Origin of the sequence: Streptomyces sp. NPDC046909 (genome assembly GCF_040644695.1) — a bacterium.
GTDB lineage: Bacteria > Actinomycetota > Actinomycetes > Streptomycetales > Streptomycetaceae > Streptomyces.
Genome location: NZ_JBEYXC010000010.1, coordinates 192263 through 216289 on the forward strand (window position 1 = coordinate 192263; position 24027 = coordinate 216289).

The following is a 24027-nucleotide window of genomic DNA, read 5'->3' on the forward strand; positions in this document are numbered from 1 at the left end:
CAACTGTCACAACCGCGAAACCTTGGCACCCCCGTGGTTCCCTGCGTCCGGGCCGGTCCCTAATCTGACCCTGTCAAGAGCATTGCGGGGCAACGTGAATCAGATGCAGGGCCTGCTCCTCGCGGGTCGTTACCGGCTTGCCGACACCATCGGCAGCGGCGGTATGGGCCGTGTGTGGCGTGCGCATGACGAGGTGCTGCACCGGGCCGTCGCCATCAAAGAGCTGACCGCTGCCCTGTACGTCTCCGAGAGCGACCAGGAGCGGCTGCTGCACCGCACCCGTGCCGAGGCGCGGGCGGCCGCCCGGATCAACCACTCCGCCGTCGTCACCGTGCACGACGTGCTCGATCATGACGCCCGGCCGTGGATCGTCATGGAGCTGATCGAGGGCGGCTCGCTCGCCGACGCGGTCAAGGAGCGGGGGCGGGTCGAGCCGGCGGAGGCGGCCAGGATCGGGCTGTGGGTGCTGCGCGCGCTGCGTGCCGCGCACTCCGCCGGGGTGCTGCACCGGGATGTGAAGCCCGGCAATGTCCTGCTGTCCCACGACGGTCGCGTCCTGCTCACCGACTTCGGCATCGCCCAGATCGAGGGCGATACGACCATCACCCGCACCGGAGAGGTCGTGGGCTCGGTGGACTACCTCGCCCCCGAGCGGGTGCGCGGGCATGACCCCGGGCCGGCCTCCGACCTGTGGGCGCTGGGCGCGACGCTGTACACGGCGGTCGAGGGGCGGTCGCCGTTCCGCCGCACCTCGCCGATCGGCACCATGCAGGCCGTCGTCGAGGAGGAGCCCGCCGCGCCGGTCAACGCCGGGGTGCTGGGGCCGGTCCTCGCGGCGCTGCTGCGCAAGGATCCGGCCGCGCGGCCCAGTGCGGCCGAGGCGGAGCGGATGCTCGCCGAGGCGGCGCAGGGGCGGGTGCCGGGGGCGGCGGCGTCGGTGGACGCGGTGGATGCGGTGACCGGGCAGGTGCGGTACGGGACGTCCGGGACGGGAGTGGGTGCTGGGGCCGGGGCCGGGGCCGGGACCTTCGGTACCGGTACGCGGGTTGGGCAGACGGCCGCCGCGACGCCGTATCCGCCGGTGACGATCGGGCCCGCGTCGGTGCCTGGGCCCGCGCCGCGGAAGCGGCATCGGTTGCGGACGTTCGCGCTGGTCGTCGCGTTGGCGGCGATCGTGGGCGGGGGTGTGGCGGTTGCGTTGCAGCAGTCCGGTGCGGACAGCTCCGCAAGGTCCGCCGGGTCCGACGGTTCCTCGTCGAGTCCGAGCAGCAGTGCGAGTGCCGGTGCCGGCGCCAGTGCCTCGCCGAGCAAGGAGGGCGGCCAGGGGACGGTTCCCGCCAGCTGGATTCCGTACGAGGATCCCGTCGGTTTCACCATCTACCTGCCCAAGGGCTGGGCGCGGTCCGTCTCCATCGACAAGGACGGCCTCACGCAGGTCGACTACTCGCCCGACAACGGCAAGCACCTCGTGCGGGTCGCCGTCGACACCGGGCCGGACTTCAGCAGCTCGTACGAGCACTTCCGCAACCTGGACGGGCAGCTCGCGGACCGCTTCCAGGACTACACGCGGCTGAGCCTCAAGGACGAGCTCTTCCGCGATCTGCCGGGCGCCCGCTGGGAGTACACGTGGAACGCGCTGGCCAAGGACCCGCCGCACTACTTCGCGGCTCCCTACCGTGCCATCGACGTCGGGTACATGGACGGCGACGGCACCGAGTACGCCATCTACGCGGCTTCGCCGGCCGCCGACTGGGCCACCACGAGCAAGCAGTTCAACTGGATCCTGCGGAGCTGGCAGCCCAAGTCCTCCTGACCCGCCTCAACTTGGCCGGTCACCGCCCCGGAAGGGATCCATCCGGCGCGGCATCATGGGGCTCATGGGGACCCCGGGGGACAACTTCCGTGTCATAGCGGGCCGTTACCGCCTGGAGGCGCGGCTCGGGCGTGGCGGTATGGGAGTTGTGTGGCGGGCGAGCGATCTGCTGCTCGGGCGGCGGGTCGCGGTGAAGGAGCTGTCTCTCGACGAGACGTTGTCCGAGGCGGAGGCGCGGTGGCAGCGGGACCGTACGCTGCGGGAGGCGCGGGCCGTCGCGCAGCTCAGGCATCCGCACATCATCGTCGTGCACGATGTCGTCGAGTATGACGAACGGCCCTATCTCGTCATGGAGTTGATCGATGGTGGGTCTCTCGCCGACCGGATCGCCGTGCACGGACCCGTCGGTGCCGTCGAGGCCGCGCGGATCGGGGCCGATCTGCTGGGCGCGTTGCGGGCGGCGCACGCGGCCGGGGTGCTGCATCGGGACATCAAGCCGGCGAACGTGCTGCTGGAGGCCGGGACCGGGCGGGTCGTGCTCACCGACTTCGGGGTCGCGCGGGTCGCCGGTGCCACCACGCTCACCGAGACCGGGTCCTTCGTCGGTTCGCCCGAGTACACCGCGCCGGAGCGGATGACCGGGGCGGGGACCGGGCCGCCGTCCGACCTGTGGTCGGTGGGGGCGCTGCTGTGCACGGCGCTGAGTGGTGAATCGCCGTTCCGGCGCGACTCGTTGAGCGGCGTCCTGCACGCGGTCCTCGCGGCCGAGATACGGCTGCCCGCGCAGGCGGTGCCGCTGCTGCCCGTCGTACGGGGGCTGCTGGAGCGGGATCCGGAGCGGCGGCTGGACGCGGAGTCGGCGGAGCGGCTGCTGCGGGGGTTCCTGGAGACGGGGCACATGCCGGTCGCCGAGCGGCGTTCCGTGCGGGGGGTGGTGACGGCGGTGGTGCTGGTCGCCGCGATGGCGGGGGCCGGGGTGTCGGGGGCGGCGCTGATCATGCATCAGGGGGAGGGCGGGGACGGGCCGTCGCCGTCACCCACGTCCATCAGCATTAGCAGTTCGGCGAGTGTGAGTGGGAGTGTGAGTGGGACTGCGAGTGAGGGGGTGAGTGAGAGCGCGAGCTCGTCCGCCACGCCGTAAATGGGAGATAAGCGACCCCGTGAGTCACGGGTCTGTGACTGGACCGCCTTCTGGGTGGATACGGACACGCCTGGCGCGATATGAACGGACCCATGAGCAGCAACGGGGGAGCCCCTTACGGGTCCGACGAGCCGACGAGTTTCGGTCTGCAACCGCCGAACCCGCCCGCGGCCGTGCCGAATTCGCCCGCGGCCGTGCCGCATCCGGACAATCCGTACGCGGCGCCCACGCAGGTCGTCCCGCAGCCGACGGTTCCTCAACAGGACCCGGGGACCGGCAGGTTGATCGGCGGGCGTTACCGGCTGCTCGCCAAGCTCGGGCACGGCGGCATGGGCACCGTCTGGCGGGCGAAGGACGAGACGGTGGACCGCGAGGTCGCCGTCAAGGAGCCCCGCGTCCCCGATCATCTTCCCGAACGTGAACGGGCCAACGCGTTCGAACGCATGCGGCGCGAGGCGCGGGCCGCGGCCCGGCTCGATCACCCCTCCGTCGTGAACGTGCACGACGTCGCGGTCGTCGACGGCCAGCCCTGGATCGTCATGGAGCTGGTGCAGGGCCGCTCGCTCGGCGACGCCTTGCAGGAGGGCACCCTCGGGGCGCGGGAGGCGGCGCGCGTCGGTCTGGAGGTGCTCGGCGCGCTGGAGGCGGCGCACGCGGCGGGCATCCTGCACCGTGACGTCAAGCCGGACAACGTCCTGCTCGGCCGCCATGACCGCGTCGTCCTCACGGACTTCGGCATCGCCCAGATCGAGGGCGAGACCAATCTGACCGACACCGGCGGCTTCGTCGGCTCGCCCGAGTACATCGCGCCGGAGCGGGTGCTGGGGCAGCGGCCGGGCCCGGCGTCGGACCTGTGGTCGCTGGGCGTGGTGCTGTACGCGGCGACGGAGGGCGTCTCGCCGTTCCGGCGCAGCAACACCCCGGCCACCCTCCAGTCCGTCCTCAACGCCACCCCGTCCGCCGCGCAGGGCCCGCTGGCCGAGGTCATCAACGGCCTGCTGGAGAAGGACCCTTCCCGTCGTCCGACGGCCGCCCAGACCCGCGCGCTGCTGGAGGCCGCGGCCCGGCCGCCGGTTCCTGCGCCGACGCAGGTGGTGCAGGTGGGGGCTGTCGGGCAGGTCGGTGAGGGTGCCAAGGGCGGCCTTCACCTTCACCTGGGCCGCAAGCCCCTGCTCGGGCTCGGTGCGGCGGTCGTAGCGGCCGCGGTGGCGGCGTACCTGGTGATCGCGGATCCCTTCGCGGGACCGTTGCCGGACGGCTGGACGAAGAAGCACGTCAAGGACGTCGCCGCGACGCTGGCGGTGCCCCCCGAGTACCAGGAGCGCGTGCCCGACCGGAAGACGGACGAGGCGCACTGGGTCACCTACACCGACTACAGCGGCAGCATCTGGATCGGGCTGCGCCTCGACAAGAAGTCCGAGGACACGGGCAACAGCATCGCGGGCTCGGCGGCCGCCGAGATGTACGAGGACGACAAGCAGTTCAAGGAGAACGGCGACTACGGCCTCCAGATGCCGGAGAACCCGACGACGAAAACCGACGGCACGGCCACGTACCAAGGCAAGCAGGCCGCCGAGAACACCATCACCTACCTCACCGACGACAGCCAGAACCCCCGCCCCCGCGAGATGCAGATCTTCTACTACAAGACCTCCAAGGGCGACATGTACAAACTCACCATCAGCTATCCGGGCAAGGGCGATTTCACGGACCGGGGGCGCGAGGTGGCGAAGACGGCCATCGCGAATCTGGACGTCGACGTGCTCTGAATTCCGTTGTCAGTGGCGGCGGTTAGGGTCATCCTCCTCTGAGACTGATCTTGGGAGGGGACTCTTGAAGCAGTACGCATGGAGACGTGCCGCGACCGTGTGCGCCGTGGCGGCTCTGAGCACCGCCGGGACGTCGGCCGTGGCCTCCGCGGCCGACGAGGAGGCGCCGGCCGCGCCCGTCGTCACGTCGCAGGAGTATCCGGACGACGACAACTGGCATGACGGCGTGGGCCATTACGGCACCTTCGTGATCGACTCGGCGTCCGACGACGTCGTGTCGTACCGCTACCGGCTGCTCGGCGGGGCGCGGCAGACGCTCACGGCGGCCGAGCCGGGCGGCGCCGTGTCCCTGCGCTGGATGCCGGAGAAGGAAGGGCCCGCCTCACTCCAGGTCGAGGCGGTCGACGCCGCGGGCAACACCAGCGCCACGACCACCTATTACGCCCTGGTCCAGGACGGCCGCGCGGCCGTCACGCACTGGGACCCGGACAGCCAGTCCGGTGCGGAGACCGGTTCCGGTGTGAGCCTGGGCGCCTCCGGACCTTCCGGTACGACGGTCGGCTCCGCGGCCTCCTTCGACGGCTCGGACCAGGCGTACGCGAGCCTCGACACCTCCGTGGACGCGGCGCGGGACTTCTCCGTCGACGCCTGGGTGCGCCCCGACGAGCTGGTCGGCGGCTCGACGGTCGTCAGCCAGGCGGGCTTCACCCTCGGCACGGTGACCGGTTCCGCCGGCCGCGTGGAGTGGGCCTTCTCCCTCCCGGCCGCCGACGGCGGCACGGCGACCATCAGCGGCGGCGCGCCCGAGCCGGGCGAGTGGGCACACCTGGTCGGCGTGTACGACGGCGAGAAGGACCAGGTCCGTCTGTACGTCGACGGGGACCTCGCCGGCACGGCCGACAACCTTGTCACGGCGGGCGGCACCGGCGCCCTGCGCATCGGCGACCACTGGCAGGGCCTCCTCACCGACGTGAACATCTGGGACCGCGTGTACGTGCCCGGGGAGATCACCGAGACGGCGACCCGCAAGGCCCAGCGCCTGGGCTACTGGGACCTGGAGTCGGCGACCGACGGCCAGAGCCCGGCGTACGCGGGCGGCGCGCCGCTGACGCTGGCGGGCGACGCCTCGATCCACGCGCCCGTCGACGACTGCGCCTGGAACCCCGACTGCGTCCCGGTGACGTACCCGATCGTCGGCAACGGCGACCTGCTGCTCGACGGCGACGGTGATCACGCCTCCACGCCCACCGCCGTCACCCCCACCGACGCCGGCTTCTCCGTGGCCGCTCAGGTGCGCATCGACCCGGACACCGCGACCCGTGACATGACGGTGCTGTCCCAGCCGGGTGAGCACACCGACCTGTTCACCCTGCGCTATCTCGCCGCCTCGCAGACCTGGCAGGCGGTCGTCGCCCACGAGGACCGGGCCGACGCCCCGACCACCACGGTCAGCGCGCCGCTCTTCCTGAACTCTTCGGCGGGCGAGCAGTTCCTCGCGGTCGTCTACGACGAGAAGACCGACGAACTGCGGCTCTACGTGGACTACGACCACCCCGCCGACACGGCGAGCGTGTCGGGCCTGAACACCTGGGCGCCGACCGGCGACCTCCAGGTCGGACGTACGCTCACCGACCCCACCGAGGATCTGGCGGGCGAGGTCGACGACCTCCACACCTACGCCGGTGTCCTCAGCCGCACCCAGCTCTCGATGCTGCGGCTCGGCGGGGTCGACATCACCTGAACCACCTGAACAACCTGAACCACCCGACACCGACGGCCGCGTGCCGCCCCGCGTCGACAAGCAACCACCCCGCGCGGTACTGATGGGGCATGAGCAACGACCGGGGCGGCAGCAGCCCGAAGGGCCGATTGATAGGCGGCCGTTATCGGCTGGCCGAGCGTATCGGCTCGGGCGGGATGGGCACCGTCTGGCGGGCGCACGACGAGCTCGTGGATCGTGAAGTCGCCGTGAAGCAGCCGAGGTTGCCGGGTGATCCGGATGACGAGGCCCATCAGCGGGCCTCTCATCGGCTCTACCGGGAGGCCCGGGCCGCCGCCCGGGTCGATCATCCCGCCGCCGTCACCATCCATGACGTGGTCGTGGAGGACGGACTCCCCTGGATCGTCATGGAGTTGATCCGTGGGGAGTCCCTGCACGAGGCGCTGCGGCGCGGCCCCGTCGACCCCGCCGAGACCGCCCGGATCGGCCTCGCCGTCCTCGGCGCCCTGCGCGCCGCGCACGCCGTCGGGATCGTGCACCGGGACGTGAAGCCCGCCAACGTCCTGCTCGGCCCGCACGGCCGGGTCGTCCTCACCGACTTCGGCATCGCCCATGTCCAGGGCGAGGAATCCCTCACCGTCAGCGGCGAGTTCGTCGGCTCGATCGACTTCGTCGCCCCCGAGCGGATGTCCGGGCGGGGCGCGGGCCCGTCCTCCGACCTGTGGTCCCTGGGCGTCCTGCTGTACGCCGCCGTGGAGGGCGAACCACCGTTCCGGCGTACGACGTTGGAGTCCACCCTCGCCGCGATCCTCTCCTTCGACCCGCCCGAGCCCAAGCGTGCCGGAGCCCTCGCCCCCTTGATCGCCGGGCTGTTGGGCAAGGACCCCGACCTGCGGCCGGACGCCGAGGAGGCCGCCCGGGTGCTGGAGGCGGCCGCCGAGGGCTGGCCCGTGCCGCCGCTCGCGCAGGCGCCGGTCGCCGTCCAGGAAGCCGACCGAATACGGGAGTTGGGGGAGGACTCCGGGACGGTACGGGTGCGGGGGCGCAAGTCGGCCACACCGGAGCCCGTCACGCCGGAACCGGCGCCAGCGGCCCCGGTCGTACCTGATCCGGAGTCGGAGTCGGACTCGGCCCTGGACGAGGACTCGGCCCCGGAGCCGCGGTCCGCCGTCACCGTCGTAACGACCGCCAAGCCCAAGCCCCGCCTCCTGCGCCGCCCCCTTCCCGCCGTCCTCCTCGGCGCGGCCCTCGTCGCGGGCGGCGGCTGGGCCGGGGTGTCCTATGTGCTCGCCGAGCCCGAGCCCGCGGGCGTCGCCGAGCACACCGCCACCTATGAGTCGGCCCCCGCGTCCGAGGCCACCGACGAGGCCTGGACCCAGCACCGTGAGACCGACATGAACGCCGTGCTCGCCCTCCCGAGCCGCTACGAGGAGATCGCCCGGGAGGGAACCGGCGCCGTCGACCGCCCCCGGCTCGTGGTCTACGAGGACGGGGTGGTCCAGCTCCGCCTCACCGAGTGGGACCAGGCCCCGGCCGCCCCGATGACCAGGGCGAAGGAGGAGGCGGGCGAGTGGGCGGAGTACGGGGGCGGTGCCGCCGCGACGCAGTACACGGACACCAGCCTCGACGGCCACGAGGCCGTGCTCGCGGACACCACCTACGGCGCGAAGGATTCCCCGACCCGGGTCATGCAGCTGTTCGTGCGGACCGACGACGACCGGATGTACGAGTTGCGCGTCGACATGCCCAAGGGGACCGCGGACGAGAAGGACGGGACCTCGCTGTTCAAGGGGGCCCGTGACCGGCTTGTGATCGGAAATGGCTGAGCCGCTGGTGATCGTCCCCGCACAACGCGCTGATCAGCGGCTTTACCGCCAGTGATCACTGGCGGTGTGTGAGCGGTCGGTGAATCCCGATTACCGACGGGTACCCAAAGTGCCCGACCCGGCATACTCTGCGGCTCATGACGGACTCGAAGGCTTCGGAGCAGGCCACCAACCCCCTCGCCCCCGCCCCGGAGGGCGCCCGTACCGCCGCCGACGTGGTCACCCCGGAGCTGGTCGCGCAGCTCACCAAGGGCGTGGCCGGTTCCGGTCGTACCGCCAACCACACGCCGTTCACCGGCGAGAAGCTGGCCGACCTGCCCGAGTCGACGCCCGAGGACGTCGAGAAGGCCTTCGCGGCGGCCCGCAAGGCGCAGGCGGTGTGGGAGCGGACGCCCGTACGGCAGCGCGCGGCCGTCCTGCTCCGCTTCCACGACCTGGTGCTCGCCCGCCAGGCCGAGGTCCTCGACCTCATCCAACTGGAGACCGGCAAGGCCCGTCTCCACGCCCATGAAGAGGTGCAGGCCGTCACGGTCGCCGCCCGCCACTACGGCCGCAAGGCACCCTCCTATCTGCGCCCCAAGCGGCACGCCGGCGCCATGCCGACCCTCACCAAGGTCACCGAACTGCGGCACCCGCGCGGTGTGGTGGGCCAGATCGCCCCGTGGAACTACCCCCTGGAGCTGTCCGTCGGCGACGCGCTCCCCGCGTTCGTCGCGGGCAACGCGGTCGTCATGAAGCCGGACACCGAGACCTGCCTGACGGCGCTCTGGGCGCGTGACCTCCTCATCGAGGCCGGTCTCCCCGCCGACGTCTTCCAGGTCGTCCTCGGCGAGGGCCCCGTCGTCGGCCCCGAGGTCGTCCGGCACGCCGACTACGTCTCCTTCACCGGCTCCACCCGCACCGGCCGCGAGGTCGCGCAGGGCGCCGCCGCCCGCCTGGTCGGCGTCTCCCTCGAACTCGGCGGCAAGAACGCCATGCTGGTCCTCGAGGACGCCGACATCGAGAAGGCGGCGGCGGGCGCGGTCCGCGCCTGCTTCTCCTCCGCCGGCCAACTCTGCATCTCCATCGAGCGGTTGTACGTCCACGAGTCGATCGCCGACGCCTTCCTGGAGCGCTTCGCCGCCCGCACGAAGGCCATGCGGCTCGGCAAGTCCCTCGCCTACGGCGCCGACATGGGCTCACTGGTCGGCGAGCGCCAGCTGGAGACCGTGACGCGGCATGTCGAGGAGGCCGTCGCCAAGGGCGCGAAGGTCGTCGCCGGCGGGGTCGCCCGCCCCGACATCGGCCCGTACTTCTTCGAGCCGACCATCCTCGACGGGGTGACCGAGCCCATGGCGATCTGCGCCGAGGAGACCTTCGGCCCGGTCGTCTCCCTCTACCGTTTCAAGACCGACGACGAGGCGGTCGCGGAGGCCAACTCCACGTCGTACGGCCTCAATTCCTCGGTCTGGACGAAGAACGCCAAGCGCGGCCGCGAGGTCGCCGCCCGGCTGCGCACCGGCACCGTCAACGTCAACGAGGGCTACGCGCCCGCCTACGGCAGCGTCCAGTCCCCGATGGGCGGCATGAAGGACTCCGGGCTCGGCCGCCGCCACGGCTCCGAGGGCATCCTCAAGTACACCGAGGCCCAGACCGTGGCCCAGCAGCGGCTGCTGCCGATGGCACCCTCGCTGGGGATGAGCGACGAGGCATACGCGCAGTTCATGAGCCGCAGCCTCAGGCTCATGAAGGCGTTCCGGTTCCGGTAAGAGGCGTAATCCAGTAAGTGACGTAAGAAGTAAGCGGCGTAAGAGGAGAGAGCGCGTGAGCAATGACGCTTACGACTATGACGTCATCGTCGTGGGGTCCGGCTTCGGCGGTTCCGTCACGGCCCTTCGCCTCACCGAGAAGGGATACCGCGTAGGAGTCCTGGAAGCCGGCCGCCGCTTCACCCCGGGCACGCTTCCCAAGAACTCCTGGGACATCAAGAACTACCTCTGGGCCCCCAAGCTCGGCATGTACGGCCTCCAGCGCATCCATCTGCTGGGCAACGTCATGGTCCTGGCCGGCGCGGGCGTCGGCGGCGGCTCGCTCAACTACGCCAACACCCTCTACGTACCGCCGAAGCCGTTCTTCGAGGACCCCCAGTGGCGAGACATCACGGACTGGGAGGAGGAGTTGAAGCCGTACTACGACCAGGCGCGCCGCATGCTCGGCGTACGGCTCAACCCGACGATGACCCCGTCCGACGTCCATCTGAAGGCGGCGGCCCAGCGGATGGGCGTCGGCGACACCTTCCACATGGCGCCGGTCGGCGTGTTCTTCGGCGACGGACAGGACGCCGACGGGGCGGGGAAGGCGAAACCCGGCGAGCAGGTGGCGGACCCCTACTTCGGCGGGGCGGGTCCCGCCCGCAAGGCCTGCACCGAGTGCGGCGAGTGCATGACCGGCTGCCGTCACGGCGCGAAGAACACCCTCAACGAGAACTACCTCTACCTCGCCGAGAAGGCGGGCGCGGTCGTGCACCCCCTGACGACGGTCGTGTCGGTGACGGATGACTCCCAGGGCGGGTACGCGATCGCCACGCTCCCCACGGACCGCAAGAAGAAGGGCGAGGGGCGGACCTTCAAGGCCCGCCGGGTCGTCCTCGCCGCCGGTACCTACGGCACCCAGACCCTGCTGCACCGCATGAAGGCGGGCGGTCAACTGCCGCACCTCTCCGCGAAGCTGGGCGAGCTGACCCGTACCAACTCCGAGGCGCTGGTCGGCGCGCAGACCAACAACCGGCGCTACCGCAAGGCGACGGGGGAGAAGAAGGTCGACTTCACGCGCGGCGTCGCCATCACCTCCTCCATCCACCCGGACGAGAACACCCACATCGAGCCGGTCCGCTACGGCAAGGGCTCCAACTCGATGGGCGGCCTGTCCATCCTCCAAGTCCCGTACGCCGAGGGCTCGTCCAGGGTGCTGGGATGGCTGACCAATGCGGCCCGGCACCCCGTGCTCGTCCTGCGCTCCCTCTCCAACCACCGCTGGTCGGAGCGGACCATCATCGGCCTGGTGATGCAGTCGCTGGACAACTCCCTGACGACGTACCTGAAGCCGGACGGCGTGGGGAAAGGCCTGTTGACGGCCCGTCAGGGTCACGGCGCTCCCAACCCCAAGCAGATCAAGGCGGCTTCGGAGGGCGCGTCGGCGATCGCGGCCGAGATCAACGGCTTCGCGGGCTCGAACGTCGGCGAGTTGATGGGGACGCCGTTGACCGCCCACTTCCTCGGCGGCTGCCCGATCGGCGCCAGCGCCGAGGAAGGCGTGATCGACCCGTACCACCGCCTCTACGGCCACCCCGGCATCTCGGTCGTCGACGGCGCGGCCGTCTCGGCGAACCTCGGCGTGAACCCGTCCCTGACGATCACGGCCCAGGCCGAGCGGGCGATGTCGTACTGGCCCAACAAGGGCGAGGCCGACCCGCGCCCGGCACCGGGAGCGGCGTACGAGCGCCTGAAGCCGGTCGAGCCCCAGACCCCGGCGGTCCCGGCGGAGGCGTTCGGCGCGCTCCGGCTGCCGTTCCTGGGGATACCGGCGGTGCCGCCCAAGTCCTGACCCCGGACAGAGAGAAGGACCTGCACACAGAGAGAAGGACCTGCACACAGAGAGAAGGACCTGCGTCCCCCTCCGAACGCAGGTCCTTCTCTCTGTTTTGCGGTGAAGCTGTCGTGCGGTGAAGCTCTTTACGGCGCTGGGGTTTTAGCCCTCCGCACCGGCCTTGCGGCGGCGCATCGCGAACACGGCACCCGCACCGGCGACGATCGCGACACCGCCGACGAGGCCGATGGTCGGCAGCGCCGAGCTGGAGCCGGTGTCGGCGAGGTTGCCGGTCGGCAGCTCGGAGACGTCGCCCTGCGGCTTCTTCACCGAGTCCTTGGAGCCGTTGTCGCTCGGCGTGGCGGTACCCGGGTCGGGGTTCTCGGAGCCGGCCTTCAGGACGGTGAAGTCGTACTGCGCCCAGCCCTCGGCGATGCAGTCCTGGCCGTCGACGTTGTCGAGGTAGGCGCCGGAGCCGAAGGAGTAGGCGTCGCCGGCCGGGGCCTTGGCGTCGATGCTGACGCGCAGGCTGACCGTCTTGCTCTTGCCGGCCTTCAGGGACTCGACGTAGAAGAAGTAGTCGCCCGCCCAGTCGTCGGAGCCGATGCGGTCCCAGGAACCGGTGTCGGGGTTCTTGAACTCCAGGTCGACGTACGGGCTCAGGAACTTCGCCTCGTCGAGCTCGTAGTTCTCGACCTCGGCGTAGAACGCGACGCCGTCGACGGTGGTGCCGGAGTCGTTGGTGACGACCAGCTTGAAGTTGTGGAAGCCGTCACCGGCGACGATCTTGCCGGGCAGGCCCTTGATGTCCGCGGAGACCTTGGCGTCCGAGAAGTCCTCGTCGAGCTCCTCGCAGTACGGGACGTCCGGGTCGGTCGGCTCCTCGCTCGGCTCGGCGGACTCCGAGGGCTCGTCCGACTCGGTGGCCGAGGCCGAGGCGCTCGGCGACGCGGTGTCGGTGGCGCTCTCGCTCGCCGTGGGCGAGGCGGTGTCGGTCGGCAGACCCGTGTCGGTCGGCAGCGCGGTGTCCGTCGGCGAAGCGGTGTCGGACGGGGTGTCCGTCGGCGTGCTGCTGACCGTGTCGGTGGGGGTCGGCGACGTCTCGTCCGCGAACGCGGCAGGCGCGGACAGCAGGGCGAGCGGGGCTATGACAGCCGTCGCAGCCGCTGCGGCCATGGCACGGCGAAGCTTCATGAAAGACCTCAAGAAGTCCGGTGTGCTGCGCGGCGCAGCACGCGAGTGGGGCCGGGCCTCGCGTGGGGGCGCGGGTGTGGCCCGTGGTTCGCCTGGTTTGATTCGTGAACGCTGTGAATGGTTGCGCTCGCACTCACAGGAAATTTATGTGGGCTGAGTCACACCCAAGTTCCGCTTGTGAAAGGCCTTTCGGAGCCCTTAGAACTGACCGTCGTGTCAGACAAGCCAGATAAGCCGTCCGAGGACTCTTCCTCGAACTCCGCGAACTCCGAGAACTCCGCGAACTCCGAAGTCCCCGACGACGTCTGGGAACAGTTCAAACGCTCCGCCGCACAGGCCGCTCCCAAGGAGCCCTCCGCGCGCGCCCGCATGGTGTCCGAACGGCTGCGGCAGCAGGAGGCGCGGGGTGAACTGCCGGAGGGCTGGCGCACCGGCCCGCTGTGGCAGGAGAAGAAGCGCGGCCGGCGGATATGGCCGGTCCTCGGCGTGCTCGTCGCGATCGCGGTGGTGATCGTGGCGCTGAAGCCGTCGCTGGTACCCGGGCTCGGGGGTGCCTCGGCGGATACGGCGGTGGAGTCGCCGCTTCCCGAGGAGACCGCGGCCCCGACCGCGGCGCCGTCCGCCGCCGCACCGGCGATCCCCACCCTGGACGACCCGTTCGCCGGGTCCCCGGCGAAGAACTGGGCCGACGGCAAGGCCGCGATCGTCGTACCGAAGGCCAAGGCGGTCGGCGGGAAGTCGAAGGCGGAGGTCACGCAGGCCCTGGAGCTGACCCGCGAGCTGCTGATCTCCGCGAACCTCGACCGGGCGACACTGCGCGGCGACTATCCCAAGGCGGCGATGGACCTGCTGGATCCGAAGCAGCCGGACTTCGTCTCCCATCTGAAGCTGTCCCTGAGCAAGCCGGGCGACAAGCAGGATCCGACGTCGATGTTCAGCCGCTTCGACCCGGACGAGATCCGGCTGGTGGGTGACGTCGTGAAGGTCCGCGGCCGGATGTCGTTCAAGGCCGGCGACCACGCCTCCGTCGCCGTCCACGCCGACTACACCTTCGTCTACCCGGTGGTCCGCACCGACGGCACGACGGAGGTGACCCGGACGATCGTCCGCCGCGTCCTCGACGTCGAGATCCCCGATCCGGCCAAGTATCAGGTCACGCCGGGCAAGCTCACCGTGCTGCGCTACGACCGGGACGCCGGCAACTCGGACTGCGCCGTCGACGACGGCTACTTCCACCCGCAGTTCCCCTCGGACGCCCCGACGAGTGCGCCTCCGTCGGGCCCCACGACGGACCCGTACGACCGCAGCAAGGACATCAGCGACGCGAAGGACTGCGGCACGGTGTCGCGGGTCTGACCGGGCATGCGAAGGGCCCCGCGGGACGGAGCCGCGGGGCCCTTCTTTCGTCAGCACCGGCGTCAGGGCAGCGCCGGTGCCTGGGTAGCGGCGCCGGGGGGTTGCGCCGCTTGCTTGCGTGCCCTGGGTCGGCGCCCCGGCGTATGCGGGGCGCGCGGAAGGTCTGGACCTCTGGCGGTACGGCAACGCAGAACAATGCGGTTGTCTACGGCGGGACTTGGGGGCTTTTCCAGCATCGTGCTGGAAGGACGCGGCCTCCGCAACCGTTCCGTCCAGCATTGTGCATTTTTGCAGTTTCCGCCGGTCGGCCCCGAGCGTCCCCGGAGCCGACCGTTCTCTTGGGTGACCGGGCTGCTGTCCCCTGCCGTCCGGTCACTTACCTGGAGCGAGGTCCCACGACGCACGGTGTGATCCGTACGTCTCATCGCCCCAGCGAGCCACGCGTGGTTCTTTCGGGCCCGCCCCTGGCTGGCACGGACACCAGCACCAACGAAGCGGTCCGCGATCCGGTCACGCGCCGTACGGGTGAGAGCGGCACCGAACTCAGATGCGACCCCGGCACCGTCAGATGCGACCCCGGCACAGTTCGAGAAGCGTCATCGCCAGCGACGTACCGGGCTTGCCGAGCGCCTCGCTGTAGTGGCTGAGGATCTCCATCTCGCGGGAGAGGTTCACGCGCCGGCCGCCGGAGGTGATCCGCGCCTCCTGGATCACGGCGGACACGGCCATCCGTTCCTGGATCAGACCGATGATCCGGTCGTCGAGCGCGTCGATGCGTTCACGGGCACCGGTGATCACGTCCGCGGCCTCGGAGGTACGGGCGCCGGTCACGTCGATGGCGGTCATAGGGGGCTCCTCATCGGTTTCTCGGGATGCGGTGCCCCGGAGCGGCGAGGTCCGGAGGAAACGACAGGCGCCCCGGACCTTGTCGGCCCGGGGCGCCTGGGAAGTCGCTTGTCAGTAGCTCAAGCAGCACGACCATGGCAGCCGGCGGGCCGGGTGCCATAGGTAAAGAGGAAGGTCGGGTGCGTGAGCATGGGGCCAGTATGCACGCCCGCCCGAACCTGTCCAACCGAGGTCCGTCCACCGGACGGGAGGGGCCCTGGCGACACCCCGGTAGACTCGGCCTCACACACACCCCTCGCTCACCGCCGGAAGGCAACCCGTGTCATCAGCGAACCCCGCCGCCGCTCCCGACACCGTCCTGGTCGTCGACTTCGGCGCGCAGTACGCCCAGCTCATCGCCCGTCGCGTCCGCGAGGCGCGGGTCTACAGCGAGATCGTGCCGAGCACCATGCCGGTCGAGGAGATGCTCGCCAAGAACCCGGCGGCGATCATCCTCTCCGGCGGCCCCTCGTCGGTCTACGCGGAGGGCGCCCCGCGCCTGGACCGCGCGATCTTCGAGTCCGGCGTCCCCGTCTTCGGCATGTGCTACGGCTTCCAGCTGATGGCCACGACCCTCGGCGGCACGGTCGACAACACCGGCGCGCGTGAGTACGGCCGTACGCCACTCCACGTATCGAAGTCGGGTTCGACGCTCTTCGAGGGCACCCCGGACGAGCAGTCGGTGTGGATGTCGCACGGCGACGCCTGCTCCGCCGCCCCCGAGGGCTTCACCGTCACGGCCTCCACGGACGTCGTCCCGGTCGCCGCCTTCGAGAACGACGCCAAGAAGCTGTACGGCGTCCAGTACCACCCCGAGGTCATGCACTCCACGCACGGCCAGCAGGTCCTGGAGCACTTCCTCTACCGGGGTGCCGGTCTCAAGCCCGACTGGACCACCGGCAACGTGATCGAGGAGCAGGTCGCCGCGATCCGTGAGCAGGTCGGCGACAAGCGCGCCATCTGCGGGCTCTCCGGCGGCGTCGACTCCGCCGTGGCCGCGGCCCTGGTCGCCCGTGCCATCGGCGACCAGCTGACCTGCGTCTACGTCGACCACGGTCTGATGCGCAAGGGCGAGACCGAGCAGGTCGAGAAGGACTTCGTGGCCGCGACCGGCGTCAAGCTGGTCGTCGTCGACGCGGAGGAGCGCTTCCTCACCGCGCTCAAGGGTGTCTCGGACCCCGAGGAGAAGCGGAAGATCATCGGCCGGGAGTTCATCCGGGTCTTCGAGCAGGCGCAGGCGGAGATCATCGCGGACGCGGGTCCGGCGGTGGAGTTCCTCGTCCAGGGCACCCTGTACCCCGATGTGGTCGAGTCCGGTGGCGGTACCGGCACCGCGAACATCAAGTCGCACCACAACGTCGGCGGTCTGCCGGAAGACCTCGAGTTCCAGCTGATCGAGCCGCTGCGCAAGCTGTTCAAGGACGAGGTCCGGATGGTCGGCCAGGAGCTGGGCCTCCCGGACGAGATCGTCCAGCGCCAGCCCTTCCCCGGCCCGGGTCTCGGCATCCGGATCGTCGGCGAGGTCACCAAGGAGCGGCTCGACCTGCTCCGCGACGCCGACGCCATCGCCCGCGAGGAGCTCACCGCGGCCGGCCTCGACCGGGACATCTGGCAGTGCCCGGTGGTCCTGCTCGCGGACGTCCGCTCGGTCGGCGTCCAGGGCGACGGCCGCACCTACGGCCACCCGATCGTCCTGCGCCCGGTCTCCTCCGAGGACGCCATGACGGCGGACTGGTCGCGACTGCCGTACGAGGTGCTCGCGAAGATCTCGACGCGGATCACCAACGAGGTGGCGGACGTCAACCGGGTCGTCCTCGACGTGACGTCGAAGCCGCCGGGCACGATCGAGTGGGAGTAGACCTCTCCGAGGTCTCTCAGGTGCGCTTGATCGTGCGCACCGGCTCACCGGGCTTCCAGACCTGGACGACGAGGTACTTGTCGTCCTCGACGTAGGTCCTGACGACCTCCGTCAGCTCGGTGCGGAAGAGGTGGAACGGCTCCGGCGGTTCCACCTCTTCGCCGTACCTGTCCTTCGTCGCGCTGTCGTGCACCTCGACGGCCCGCCCGCTGACACGCATGTCGCCGACACCCGGGTCCTTGCCGGGGCCGGGGTTCGCCTGGATCGCGAAACGCGGGTCCCGGAGCAGGTCACGGGCCTTGAGCGAGTCCGGCATCATGCCGAGCCACAGCTCACCGTTGAGGAAACGCACCTCAAGGCCGCTGGTGCGCGGGGAGCCGTCCTTGCGGAGGGTCGCGAGGACGTGGTGCGTGAAGGCCCCGAAACGTTCCTCGACGAGCTTGGCGAGGTCCGGTTCGGCGGTGGTGAAGGCTGCCCAGTTCGCTGTCATACGACGAGTGTGGCGCCGATACCCGACACCCGCTGTCCGGTTTTGGACGGGGAGAACTGGCACGTCATCTTTTCATCACGGCTCTGTTCTCCTGCGCGGACCGACGGTAACTTCCGCCCCGTAAAGCTCTCCCAGTGCTGGAGGAAAGATGCCCGGGACGTATGGGCCCCATCCGCCGACACCGCTGCCCACGGACAGCCTCCAGTTCGCGATGCCGCCGATGCACGAGGCGGTCGAGGACGAGCGCCGGCACCGCAAGGAACGGCTCGCGGGCGCGCTGCGGCTCTTCGGCCGCCTCGGCTTCGAGGACGGCGTGTCCGGCCACATCACCGCACGCGACCCGGAGCTGAGCGACTGCTTCTGGGTCAACCCCTTCGGCATGCCCTTCAAGCACGTCACGGTCGGCGACCTCGTCCTCGCCAACACCGACGGCCAGGTCATCGAGGGCCGCTACCACGTCAACCAGGCCGCCTTCACCGTCCACGCCCAGGTCCACACCGCCCGCCCCGACGTGGTCGCCGTCGCCCACTGCCACTCGGTGCACGGGCGCGCGCTGGCCGCCCTGGGCGAGCTCCTCGACCCCATCACCCAGGAGAGCTGCGCGTTCTACGAGGACCACGCCGTCTACGACGCGTACTCCGGCGTCGCGGTCGACGCCGCCGAGGGCCGCCGCATCGCCGCCGCGCTCGGCACCCGCAAAGCCCTCGTCCTGCGCAACCACGGCCTGCTGACGGTCGCCGACTCGGTCGACGCGGCGGCCTGGTGGTTCCTCTCCATGGAACGCTCCGCCCAGGTGCAGCTGACCGCCAGGGCGGCCGGGCGCCCGGTCCTCATCGAGCACAAGGCGGCGGTGGCGACGCGCGAGCAGCTCGGCGGGGACCTGGTGGCGTGGATCAACTACCAGCCGCTGTGGCAGGACATCAGCCGGAGCGAGCCGGATCTGCTGAGCTGAGGGGGTCTAGAACCCTCGTAGTACCGCCGCCTTGGTCATGGCGAACTCCTCGTCCGTGAGGATGCCCTCGCGGTGGAGCTCGCCCAACTCCCGCAGGCGGCGCAGGAGTACGTCGTGGTGGTCGGCCTGGGGCGGTACCGCGGCGGTGAGTTGGTGGGGGCGGTCGGCGTAGTCGCCGCCCGTGCGGGTGGACGGGTGGGGGAGACGGGCGGTGACAGCCGTGGCGACCAGGGCCGTGAGGAGGTCGCGGCGGGTGCTGCCCCAGAGGTCGAGTGCGTAGGGGTCCTTCTCGGGCGGCAGCTTGGAGAAGGCCGTCTCGCGGGTCACGAAGCGCAGGAAGCCGTCCTCGTAACCGGAGTTGGGAAGCCACTCGACACCCACCAGGTCGCCGATCGCGATGATCCGAGGGCCCGTCGCGCGCTTGACGCGGTCCGACGTGTCCGACCAGTCGATACGGACCTGGAGACCGTCGAAGGAGATCGTGCCGTCGGAGGACCGCACGGAGACCGGGACCGGCGGCCCGGCCAGCAGGTAGGTCTTCGTGGGGTCCTTGGGGATCTGGTCGAGGAGCAGCGAGTGGCGGATCTCCTCCGCCACGTACTCCGCGACCCCGGAACGGTCGATGTCCACCAGCAGCCGGTACGGGTCCGCCGCGTCCGGCAGCCGCCCGCCCGTCGCCTGGAGCAGCGGGTCCGCGCCCTCGCGCAGCCGCATCCGCAGCCGGCCCCGTTTGCGCTCGGGTTCGTAGACGACGCTCGACACGGCCTCGATGGGCACGGCGATCTCCCCGTACGTCTGCCGGAACAGCGGTACGGAGCGATGGAGTCCCGGCGTGATCCTGACCGTTGTGCCGTCGAAGGCCCAGGTCCCGTCGCGCTGGATGATCTCGGCCATAGGGAAATTCTCGCAGCCGGGTCAACACGGCGGACCTGCCTTCACCCGCCCTGACCACACCTGCCGGACGGGCACCCAGTGGCGTAGGGCACAATTCGCTGTCATCGCACGGGAGTTGCGGGGCGGCCGCCGAGACCTCGGCAGGGGCCGTGGGCCGTGGGCCGTGGATCGTGGTTCGTGGAGATCGCGGGGAAGGCGGGCGTCGGGCGTGGCGGTGCAGGAGGCGAGACACGGCTCGGACACGGGCGTGCACGGGGGCGGCTGCACCTGTGGGGACTGCCCGCACGGGGCACGGGAGGGACACCGGCGCGCGGTAGCCGCGTTCCTCCTGAAACGGGACGAGTTCGCCGCCGGGCAGGGGCTTCCGGCCGCCGTGGCCCACTCGGCCTCGGCCTCCCGCCAGTGGGTGTCGGAGGAGCTGACCCAGTCCGCGGAACTCGTCGCCGAACGCGGCCGCGCCGAGGGCGAGTCCTGGCTCGCCCGCGTGTGGTGGCGCACCGCGTGCACGGTGTGGGCGGGCGTGGTGGTCCTCCTCCTCGTCCAGGCCCTGACGGCGATCGGCGCCGGCTGGACCTCCGCCCGCACCGCGGGTCTCCTGGCCGCCCTGCTGACGGCGTCCGCGCTGACCGCCGCCTCCTGGTTCCACCGGGCCCGCGGCGGCGCCCTCGCCCCCGTCATCGGCGAGGACAACCGTCTCTCCACCTCGCGCGCGGTCGCGGTCGCCTGGGTGCTCTTCGTGGCGTACGCCGTACTGGTCCTCGTCGGCCGCCTCGCCGCCGCCTCCGACCACACCGAGCGCGACACACTGATCGACGGTCTCGAACTCGCCCGCGGCGCCGGGGTGGTCACCGTCCTGGCGGTGGTCTGCGGGATCGCGGTCCTGGTCCGCCGCGTGGTCGGACTGCGCGTCCTCGGCCAGCGCCTGCAAAAGGTACGCGCCGACCGCCCCCGCGCGGCCGACCTGCTGACCGACGACGCGGGCCGCGGCACCTTCGCCGACATCCAGTACGTCGTGATCAGCGCCGTCGCCCTGCTCTTCGCCGCCGTACGACTGGCCCGCCGCCCCGACCAACTCCCCGACCTCCCCTGGGGCCTGGCGATACTGGTCCTGATCTCCGCCGCGACCTACGTGGCCGGCAAGTACGCCGAGGGCGGCCGCCCCGTCATCCTCTCCGTCGTCCGCGCCCGCGAGGCCGGCGACCTCGACGGCCCGATCCGCACGGGCGACGACATCGAGATCCGCGGCGCCGGTTTCGTCCCACCGGGCGCCCAGAGCGCGGAGCGGCTCTCCCGGATGACGGTCCGCGTCGGAACCGTCCACGTCCACGTCCCCCTCGTCCCGGTGACCGGGGGCTTCAGCAACCCGACGGACGCCGTACTCACGGTGCCGGTACCGGCGGACGTGGAGCCGGGGCGGGTGGAGGTGCAGGTGATCACCGCGGCGGGCGTGGAGACGAATCGGTACGCGATCGATGTGACGGACTGAGGGCGGGTGGCAGGGAGTTGGGCTGGGCGAGCCCGGCTTCGAATCTTTGTTCTATGCTCTGCCCGTGAGTGAAGACGTCCTCTCCGTCATCCCGACCGACCCGTACTGGCAGCCCGAGGAAGCCGCCGCCCTCCGCGCCCAGGCCCTCGTGACCGAACTGACCGGCGGCCTCGCCCCGGACACCTCCGTCGAGATCGACGTCGACTGGTACGAGCTGCCCTCCGTCGTCGACAGTGCCCAGAACCTGGAGCGGATCGCTTGCCCGCGGTGCCGGGGACGGATCGACCTCGAATGGTGGGCGGACCTCATCGAGGACAACGTGGACGGTTTCACGACCCTCGATGCGACGGCCCCCTGCTGCGGTGCCGCCGTCTCACTGGACCAGCTGGACTTCGACTGGCCCTGCGGGTTCGCCCGGTTCGAGATCGCCGTCTGGAACCCGGAGCTCGACCGGCTCGCCGACGAGGAGCTCGCCGCTGTCGCCAAGGCGCTGGGCCATCCCGTACGCCAGATCCGCGCCCACATCTGAGCGCTCCGCTCCCCGCTGTTCTCCGTCGAAATTGCGTGCTTCGGCATTGAGCGGCATCTCCTGTTCGTGCGTATCGTCTTTTGAGGGGCCACGGCACGCACGCTGGGCGAGAGGCGGCTCGGAGCGATGACTCACAGCTTCCGTACGGACACGCACACCCCCTACTACGACGGCGGCCGGAGCTGGCGGGACACCGCCGCCCACTACGCCCTGCTCCCGCTGCGGCTCTTCCTCGGCGTCACCTTCATCTACGCCGGCCTGGACAAGATCACCGACAGCGCCTTCATGAAGGCCTCGGGGCCCGGCTCCATCGGCGACCAGATGCGCAACGTCCGGCAGTCCGCGGCGATCCCCGACATGATCGACATGGCCCTGAAGAGTCCCGTCGGCTTCGGCTACGCCATCGCCTTCGGCGAGCTGGCCGTCGGCATCGGCACCCTCATCGGCCTCCTCGCCCGCCTCGCCGCCCTCGGCGGAGCGCTCATCTCCCTCAGCCTGTGGCTGACGATGAGCTGGGCGTCCGACCCGTATTACTACGGAAATGATCTTGCTTATCTGATGGCCTGGCTCCCCCTGGTCCTCGCCGGCGCCCCGTACTTCTCGCTGGACGCGGCGTTCAAGGCCCGCCGAAGGGAACGGGCCGGGGCGTACTGACGCCGTCGGTCGAGGAGCGCTCGGAAGCGGGTTCAGGTGCACGGGGGAACCCCCTCCACCCCCTCTCGGGACAGCTGCCCGGTCAGCCCGGTATCTCCGGCTCGGCTCCCGATGCCGTACCGGTGCCGGCCGGCCTGCGTCGGCGGCGGACCGCGCGGGTCAGCAGGCCCACCGCGCCGGCGAGGCAGAGGCCGCCGGTGACCACGGGGATCACCACGAACCACGGGGTCTCCCAGGCGTCGCCCGCGTCACCGGCGTAGATGATGCCCGCGAGGACGAGGAAGAGGCCGGCGATCAGCTTGCCGGGGCGGAATTCATGACGCAGCACGACGCACCTCCGCCTGGCCCACGCCGACCTCCAGGTCGAGGTCGAGGGTGCCGCCCGCCTTGCCGCCCTTGACCGGCTGGAGGGTCAGCTCCTTGGACTTGTCGGGTGCCACGTCCACGTCCTCCTTGTCATCGCCGGGCAGTTGGATGTCGCCCACTCCGACGTCGATGCTGACGTGCACGGTCACGTCCGGCGGCACGATCACCTTCAGCTGGCCCACTCCGACTTCGGCACTGGTGGTCACCGTCTGCCCCTTGGCCACGTCGAGGCCGGTCAGGTCCAGGGTGCCGACGCCGGTGCCCAGGTCGTACTTGGGCTGGACCTCGGTGACCGCGGCGGGTCGCCAGGTCTGCTCGATCCAGCGGGTGCCGATGTCCTTGGGGAGCGCGGCCGCCCCGGCCAGCAGGGCCGCCGTGAGCACCGCAAGGAACACCGACCCGGCCCCCGTGCGCCCTAGGAACGAGCTGACCGCTATGCCCAGGCCGATGACTATGAGCGCGCAGGACAGGCCGGTCTGGAGGCTGGTGCCGAGCGGGTGGTCCTCCCACGTCAGGCTGGTGCCGAGGCCGCCCGCGACGAGGGCGAACAGGAAGACCCAGCCGCCGATCCAGCGGGGGCCGCGTGCCTTGGGCGGCTGCGGACGGGCGGCGCGGGCGTCGACCCGGCCCGGGCCGTATCTGCCGAGGCTGATGTTGACGGCCGCCGCGATGTCCCGGTCGCGGGAGTCCCGGGGGCCCCACAGATAGCCGGTGCCGCCCTCGTGCGTGCCGTCCTTGACGATGGGGTCGCGCCACCAGGAGGGGTAGCCGGCACCGACCGGCGGCGCCTGGGCCTCCGGCGGGGCGTCGGCGGCGGCCTGGACGGCGAGGGGGTCGATGTCGGGGGTGCCGCGGTGCCGGGACCAGTAGGCGGCGCCGGCGAGGAGGAGGGAGAGGACGACGGCGAACGCCAGCACGGTGCCGTTGTTCAGCATCGTCAGGAAGACCCCGCAGCCGACCAGGGCGAACAGCACGGCCGTCAGGGCCTGCCCGTCGACCCGGCCGGTCAGCAGCTTGCGCACCTCGTTCTCGTCGTCGTCCTCGTACGGGACGAAGAGCCAGGCGAAGCCGTAGAAGATGAGGCCGATGCCGCCCATCGCGGAGAGCACGGCCAGTGTGATGCGGAAGATCACCGGGTCCATGTCGTACTGCCGCCCGAGCCCGGAGCACACCCCGGCGAGCATCTTGAACCGCCGGTCGCGGCGGAACCGGGCGGGGGGTGCGGCGACGGTGCCGCTCTCGGCCCCGGTGACGGCCCCGCTTTCGGACCCGGCGGCAGTTCCGCTTTCGGTCCCGGCGGCGGCTGCGTCCGCCCCTGCCTCCACACCCACCCCCGTATCCGTGCGCGCGCCCGCCCGCTCGTGCGCGCGCGGTTCCTCACCCGCGGTGGCCGTGGAGGGCGCGGCGGACGAGGCGCCCTCGTCGGGTGCCGGGTCCGCGGCGTGCTGGTGATCTGTCATGTGTCCATGGTGACGGGCGAGCCGCCCCGGCGGGAGTCGGATCGACCCTGGCCGGACCCTGATATCGCCC

Annotated in this window: 18 protein-coding genes and 1 pseudogene; 13 read left to right on the plus strand and 6 right to left on the minus strand. The window is 71.0% G+C overall.

Annotated elements, in window-relative coordinates:
* The first annotated feature begins 103 nt into the window (after positions 1–103).
* The 7 genes from ABZ928_RS31455 to ABZ928_RS31485 all read left to right on the plus strand — a co-directional run bounded on the left by ABZ928_RS31455 (position 104) and on the right by ABZ928_RS31485 (position 11851).
* Positions 104–1813 (plus strand): serine/threonine-protein kinase, encoded by a 1710-nt coding sequence (locus ABZ928_RS31455; RefSeq protein WP_361526300.1) that lies wholly within the window; start codon positions 104–106, stop codon positions 1811–1813.
* 64 nt (positions 1814–1877) lie between these two features.
* On the plus strand, positions 1878–2954 hold the full coding sequence (locus ABZ928_RS31460; protein ID WP_361526303.1) for a serine/threonine-protein kinase: 1077 nt from the start codon (positions 1878–1880) through the stop codon (positions 2952–2954).
* Positions 2955–3046: 92 nt separating this feature from the next.
* On the plus strand, positions 3047–4723 hold the full coding sequence (locus ABZ928_RS31465; RefSeq protein WP_361526305.1) for a serine/threonine-protein kinase: 1677 nt from the start codon (positions 3047–3049) through the stop codon (positions 4721–4723).
* Between the two features lie 106 nt (positions 4724–4829).
* Positions 4830–6464, plus strand: a complete 1635-nt coding sequence (locus ABZ928_RS31470; RefSeq protein WP_361526308.1) for a LamG domain-containing protein — start codon at positions 4830–4832, stop codon at positions 6462–6464.
* Positions 6465–6553: 89 nt separating this feature from the next.
* Complete coding sequence (locus tag ABZ928_RS31475; RefSeq protein ID WP_361526311.1) at positions 6554–8269, plus strand: protein kinase; 1716 nt, start codon at positions 6554–6556, stop codon at positions 8267–8269.
* 137 nt (positions 8270–8406) lie between these two features.
* Entirely contained in the window at positions 8407–10017 is a 1611-nt protein-coding gene (locus tag ABZ928_RS31480; protein ID WP_361526314.1) for a succinic semialdehyde dehydrogenase, read from the plus strand.
* Between the two features lie 55 nt (positions 10018–10072).
* Entirely contained in the window at positions 10073–11851 is a 1779-nt protein-coding gene (locus tag ABZ928_RS31485; protein ID WP_361526316.1) for a GMC family oxidoreductase, read from the plus strand.
* A 144-nt stretch (positions 11852–11995) separates the two neighbouring features.
* Here ABZ928_RS31485 and ABZ928_RS31490 read toward each other — a convergent pair whose 3' ends face one another.
* Entirely contained in the window at positions 11996–13027 is a 1032-nt protein-coding gene (locus ABZ928_RS31490; RefSeq protein ID WP_361526319.1) for an LPXTG cell wall anchor domain-containing protein, read from the minus strand.
* Positions 13028–13204: 177 nt separating this feature from the next.
* Here ABZ928_RS31490 and ABZ928_RS31495 point away from each other — a divergent pair, with 177 nt between their 5' ends.
* On the plus strand, positions 13205–14383 hold the full coding sequence (locus ABZ928_RS31495) for a hypothetical protein (RefSeq protein ID WP_361526321.1): 1179 nt from the start codon (positions 13205–13207) through the stop codon (positions 14381–14383).
* A gap of 564 nt (positions 14384–14947) precedes the next feature.
* Here the strand turns inward: ABZ928_RS31495 and ABZ928_RS31500 are convergent.
* Positions 14948–15232: pseudogene (locus ABZ928_RS31500) on the minus strand (chorismate mutase); the annotation flags it as partial.
* A 316-nt stretch (positions 15233–15548) separates the two neighbouring features.
* Here ABZ928_RS31500 and guaA point away from each other — a divergent pair.
* A complete protein-coding gene (gene guaA, locus ABZ928_RS31505; protein WP_361526324.1) occupies positions 15549–17126 on the plus strand; it encodes a glutamine-hydrolyzing GMP synthase in 1578 nt (525 codons plus the stop codon).
* 16 nt (positions 17127–17142) lie between these two features.
* On the opposite strand, the gene ABZ928_RS31510 is transcribed toward guaA, so the two are convergent.
* Entirely contained in the window at positions 17143–17616 is a 474-nt protein-coding gene (locus ABZ928_RS31510) for a pyridoxamine 5'-phosphate oxidase family protein (protein WP_361526327.1), read from the minus strand.
* 148 nt (positions 17617–17764) lie between these two features.
* Between ABZ928_RS31510 and ABZ928_RS31515 the strand changes: the two genes are divergently transcribed.
* The gene (locus tag ABZ928_RS31515) at positions 17765–18568 is read left to right on the plus strand and encodes a class II aldolase/adducin family protein (protein WP_361526329.1); all 804 of its coding nucleotides are present in this window, start codon (positions 17765–17767) and stop codon (positions 18566–18568) included.
* A 6-nt stretch (positions 18569–18574) separates the two neighbouring features.
* Here ABZ928_RS31515 and ABZ928_RS31520 read toward each other — a convergent pair whose 3' ends face one another.
* On the minus strand, positions 18575–19462 hold the full coding sequence (locus tag ABZ928_RS31520) for a DUF4429 domain-containing protein (RefSeq protein ID WP_361526332.1): 888 nt from the start codon (positions 19460–19462) through the stop codon (positions 18575–18577).
* Between the two features lie 208 nt (positions 19463–19670).
* Between ABZ928_RS31520 and ABZ928_RS31525 the strand changes: the two genes are divergently transcribed.
* From ABZ928_RS31525 to ABZ928_RS31535, 3 genes are all read left to right on the plus strand, one after another.
* Positions 19671–20948, plus strand: coding sequence for a hypothetical protein (locus tag ABZ928_RS31525; RefSeq protein WP_361526335.1), 1278 nt, complete (start codon positions 19671–19673; stop codon positions 20946–20948).
* A 64-nt stretch (positions 20949–21012) separates the two neighbouring features.
* On the plus strand, positions 21013–21477 hold the full coding sequence (locus tag ABZ928_RS31530; protein WP_361526338.1) for a hypothetical protein: 465 nt from the start codon (positions 21013–21015) through the stop codon (positions 21475–21477).
* A 126-nt stretch (positions 21478–21603) separates the two neighbouring features.
* On the plus strand, positions 21604–22131 hold the full coding sequence (locus ABZ928_RS31535) for a DoxX family protein (RefSeq protein ID WP_361526341.1): 528 nt from the start codon (positions 21604–21606) through the stop codon (positions 22129–22131).
* A gap of 82 nt (positions 22132–22213) precedes the next feature.
* On the opposite strand, the gene ABZ928_RS31540 is transcribed toward ABZ928_RS31535, so the two are convergent.
* Positions 22214–22459: a hypothetical protein gene (locus ABZ928_RS31540; RefSeq protein WP_361526343.1), complete on the minus strand. Its 246-nt coding sequence runs from the start codon at positions 22457–22459 to the stop codon at positions 22214–22216.
* Positions 22446–23957, minus strand: a complete 1512-nt coding sequence (locus ABZ928_RS31545; RefSeq protein WP_361526346.1) for a PspC domain-containing protein — start codon at positions 23955–23957, stop codon at positions 22446–22448. Before ABZ928_RS31545 ends, ABZ928_RS31540 begins: the two co-directional genes overlap by 14 nt.
* Between the last annotated feature and the right edge of the window lie 70 nt (positions 23958–24027).

Bases quoted from the DNA above. Each gene is read 5' to 3' on its own strand.
- ABZ928_RS31480 (WP_361526314.1), top strand. From the start codon at position 8,407: ATGACGGACTCGAAGGCTTCGGAGCAGGCCACCAACCCCCTCGCCCCC.
- ABZ928_RS31490 (WP_361526319.1), bottom strand. From the start codon at position 13,027: ATGAAGCTTCGCCGTGCCATGGCCGCAGCGGCTGCGACGGCTGTCATA.
- ABZ928_RS31515 (WP_361526329.1), top strand. From the start codon at position 17,765: ATGCCCGGGACGTATGGGCCCCATCCGCCGACACCGCTGCCCACGGAC.
- ABZ928_RS31460 (WP_361526303.1), top strand. From the start codon at position 1,878: ATGGGGACCCCGGGGGACAACTTCCGTGTCATAGCGGGCCGTTACCGC.
- ABZ928_RS31510 (WP_361526327.1), bottom strand. From the start codon at position 17,616: ATGACAGCGAACTGGGCAGCCTTCACCACCGCCGAACCGGACCTCGCC.
- ABZ928_RS31465 (WP_361526305.1), top strand. From the start codon at position 3,047: ATGAGCAGCAACGGGGGAGCCCCTTACGGGTCCGACGAGCCGACGAGT.
- ABZ928_RS31520 (WP_361526332.1), bottom strand. From the start codon at position 19,462: ATGGCCGAGATCATCCAGCGCGACGGGACCTGGGCCTTCGACGGCACA.
- ABZ928_RS31535 (WP_361526341.1), top strand. From the start codon at position 21,604: ATGACTCACAGCTTCCGTACGGACACGCACACCCCCTACTACGACGGC.
- ABZ928_RS31455 (WP_361526300.1), top strand. From the start codon at position 104: ATGCAGGGCCTGCTCCTCGCGGGTCGTTACCGGCTTGCCGACACCATC.
- ABZ928_RS31545 (WP_361526346.1), bottom strand. From the start codon at position 23,957: ATGACAGATCACCAGCACGCCGCGGACCCGGCACCCGACGAGGGCGCC.
- ABZ928_RS31475 (WP_361526311.1), top strand. From the start codon at position 6,554: ATGAGCAACGACCGGGGCGGCAGCAGCCCGAAGGGCCGATTGATAGGC.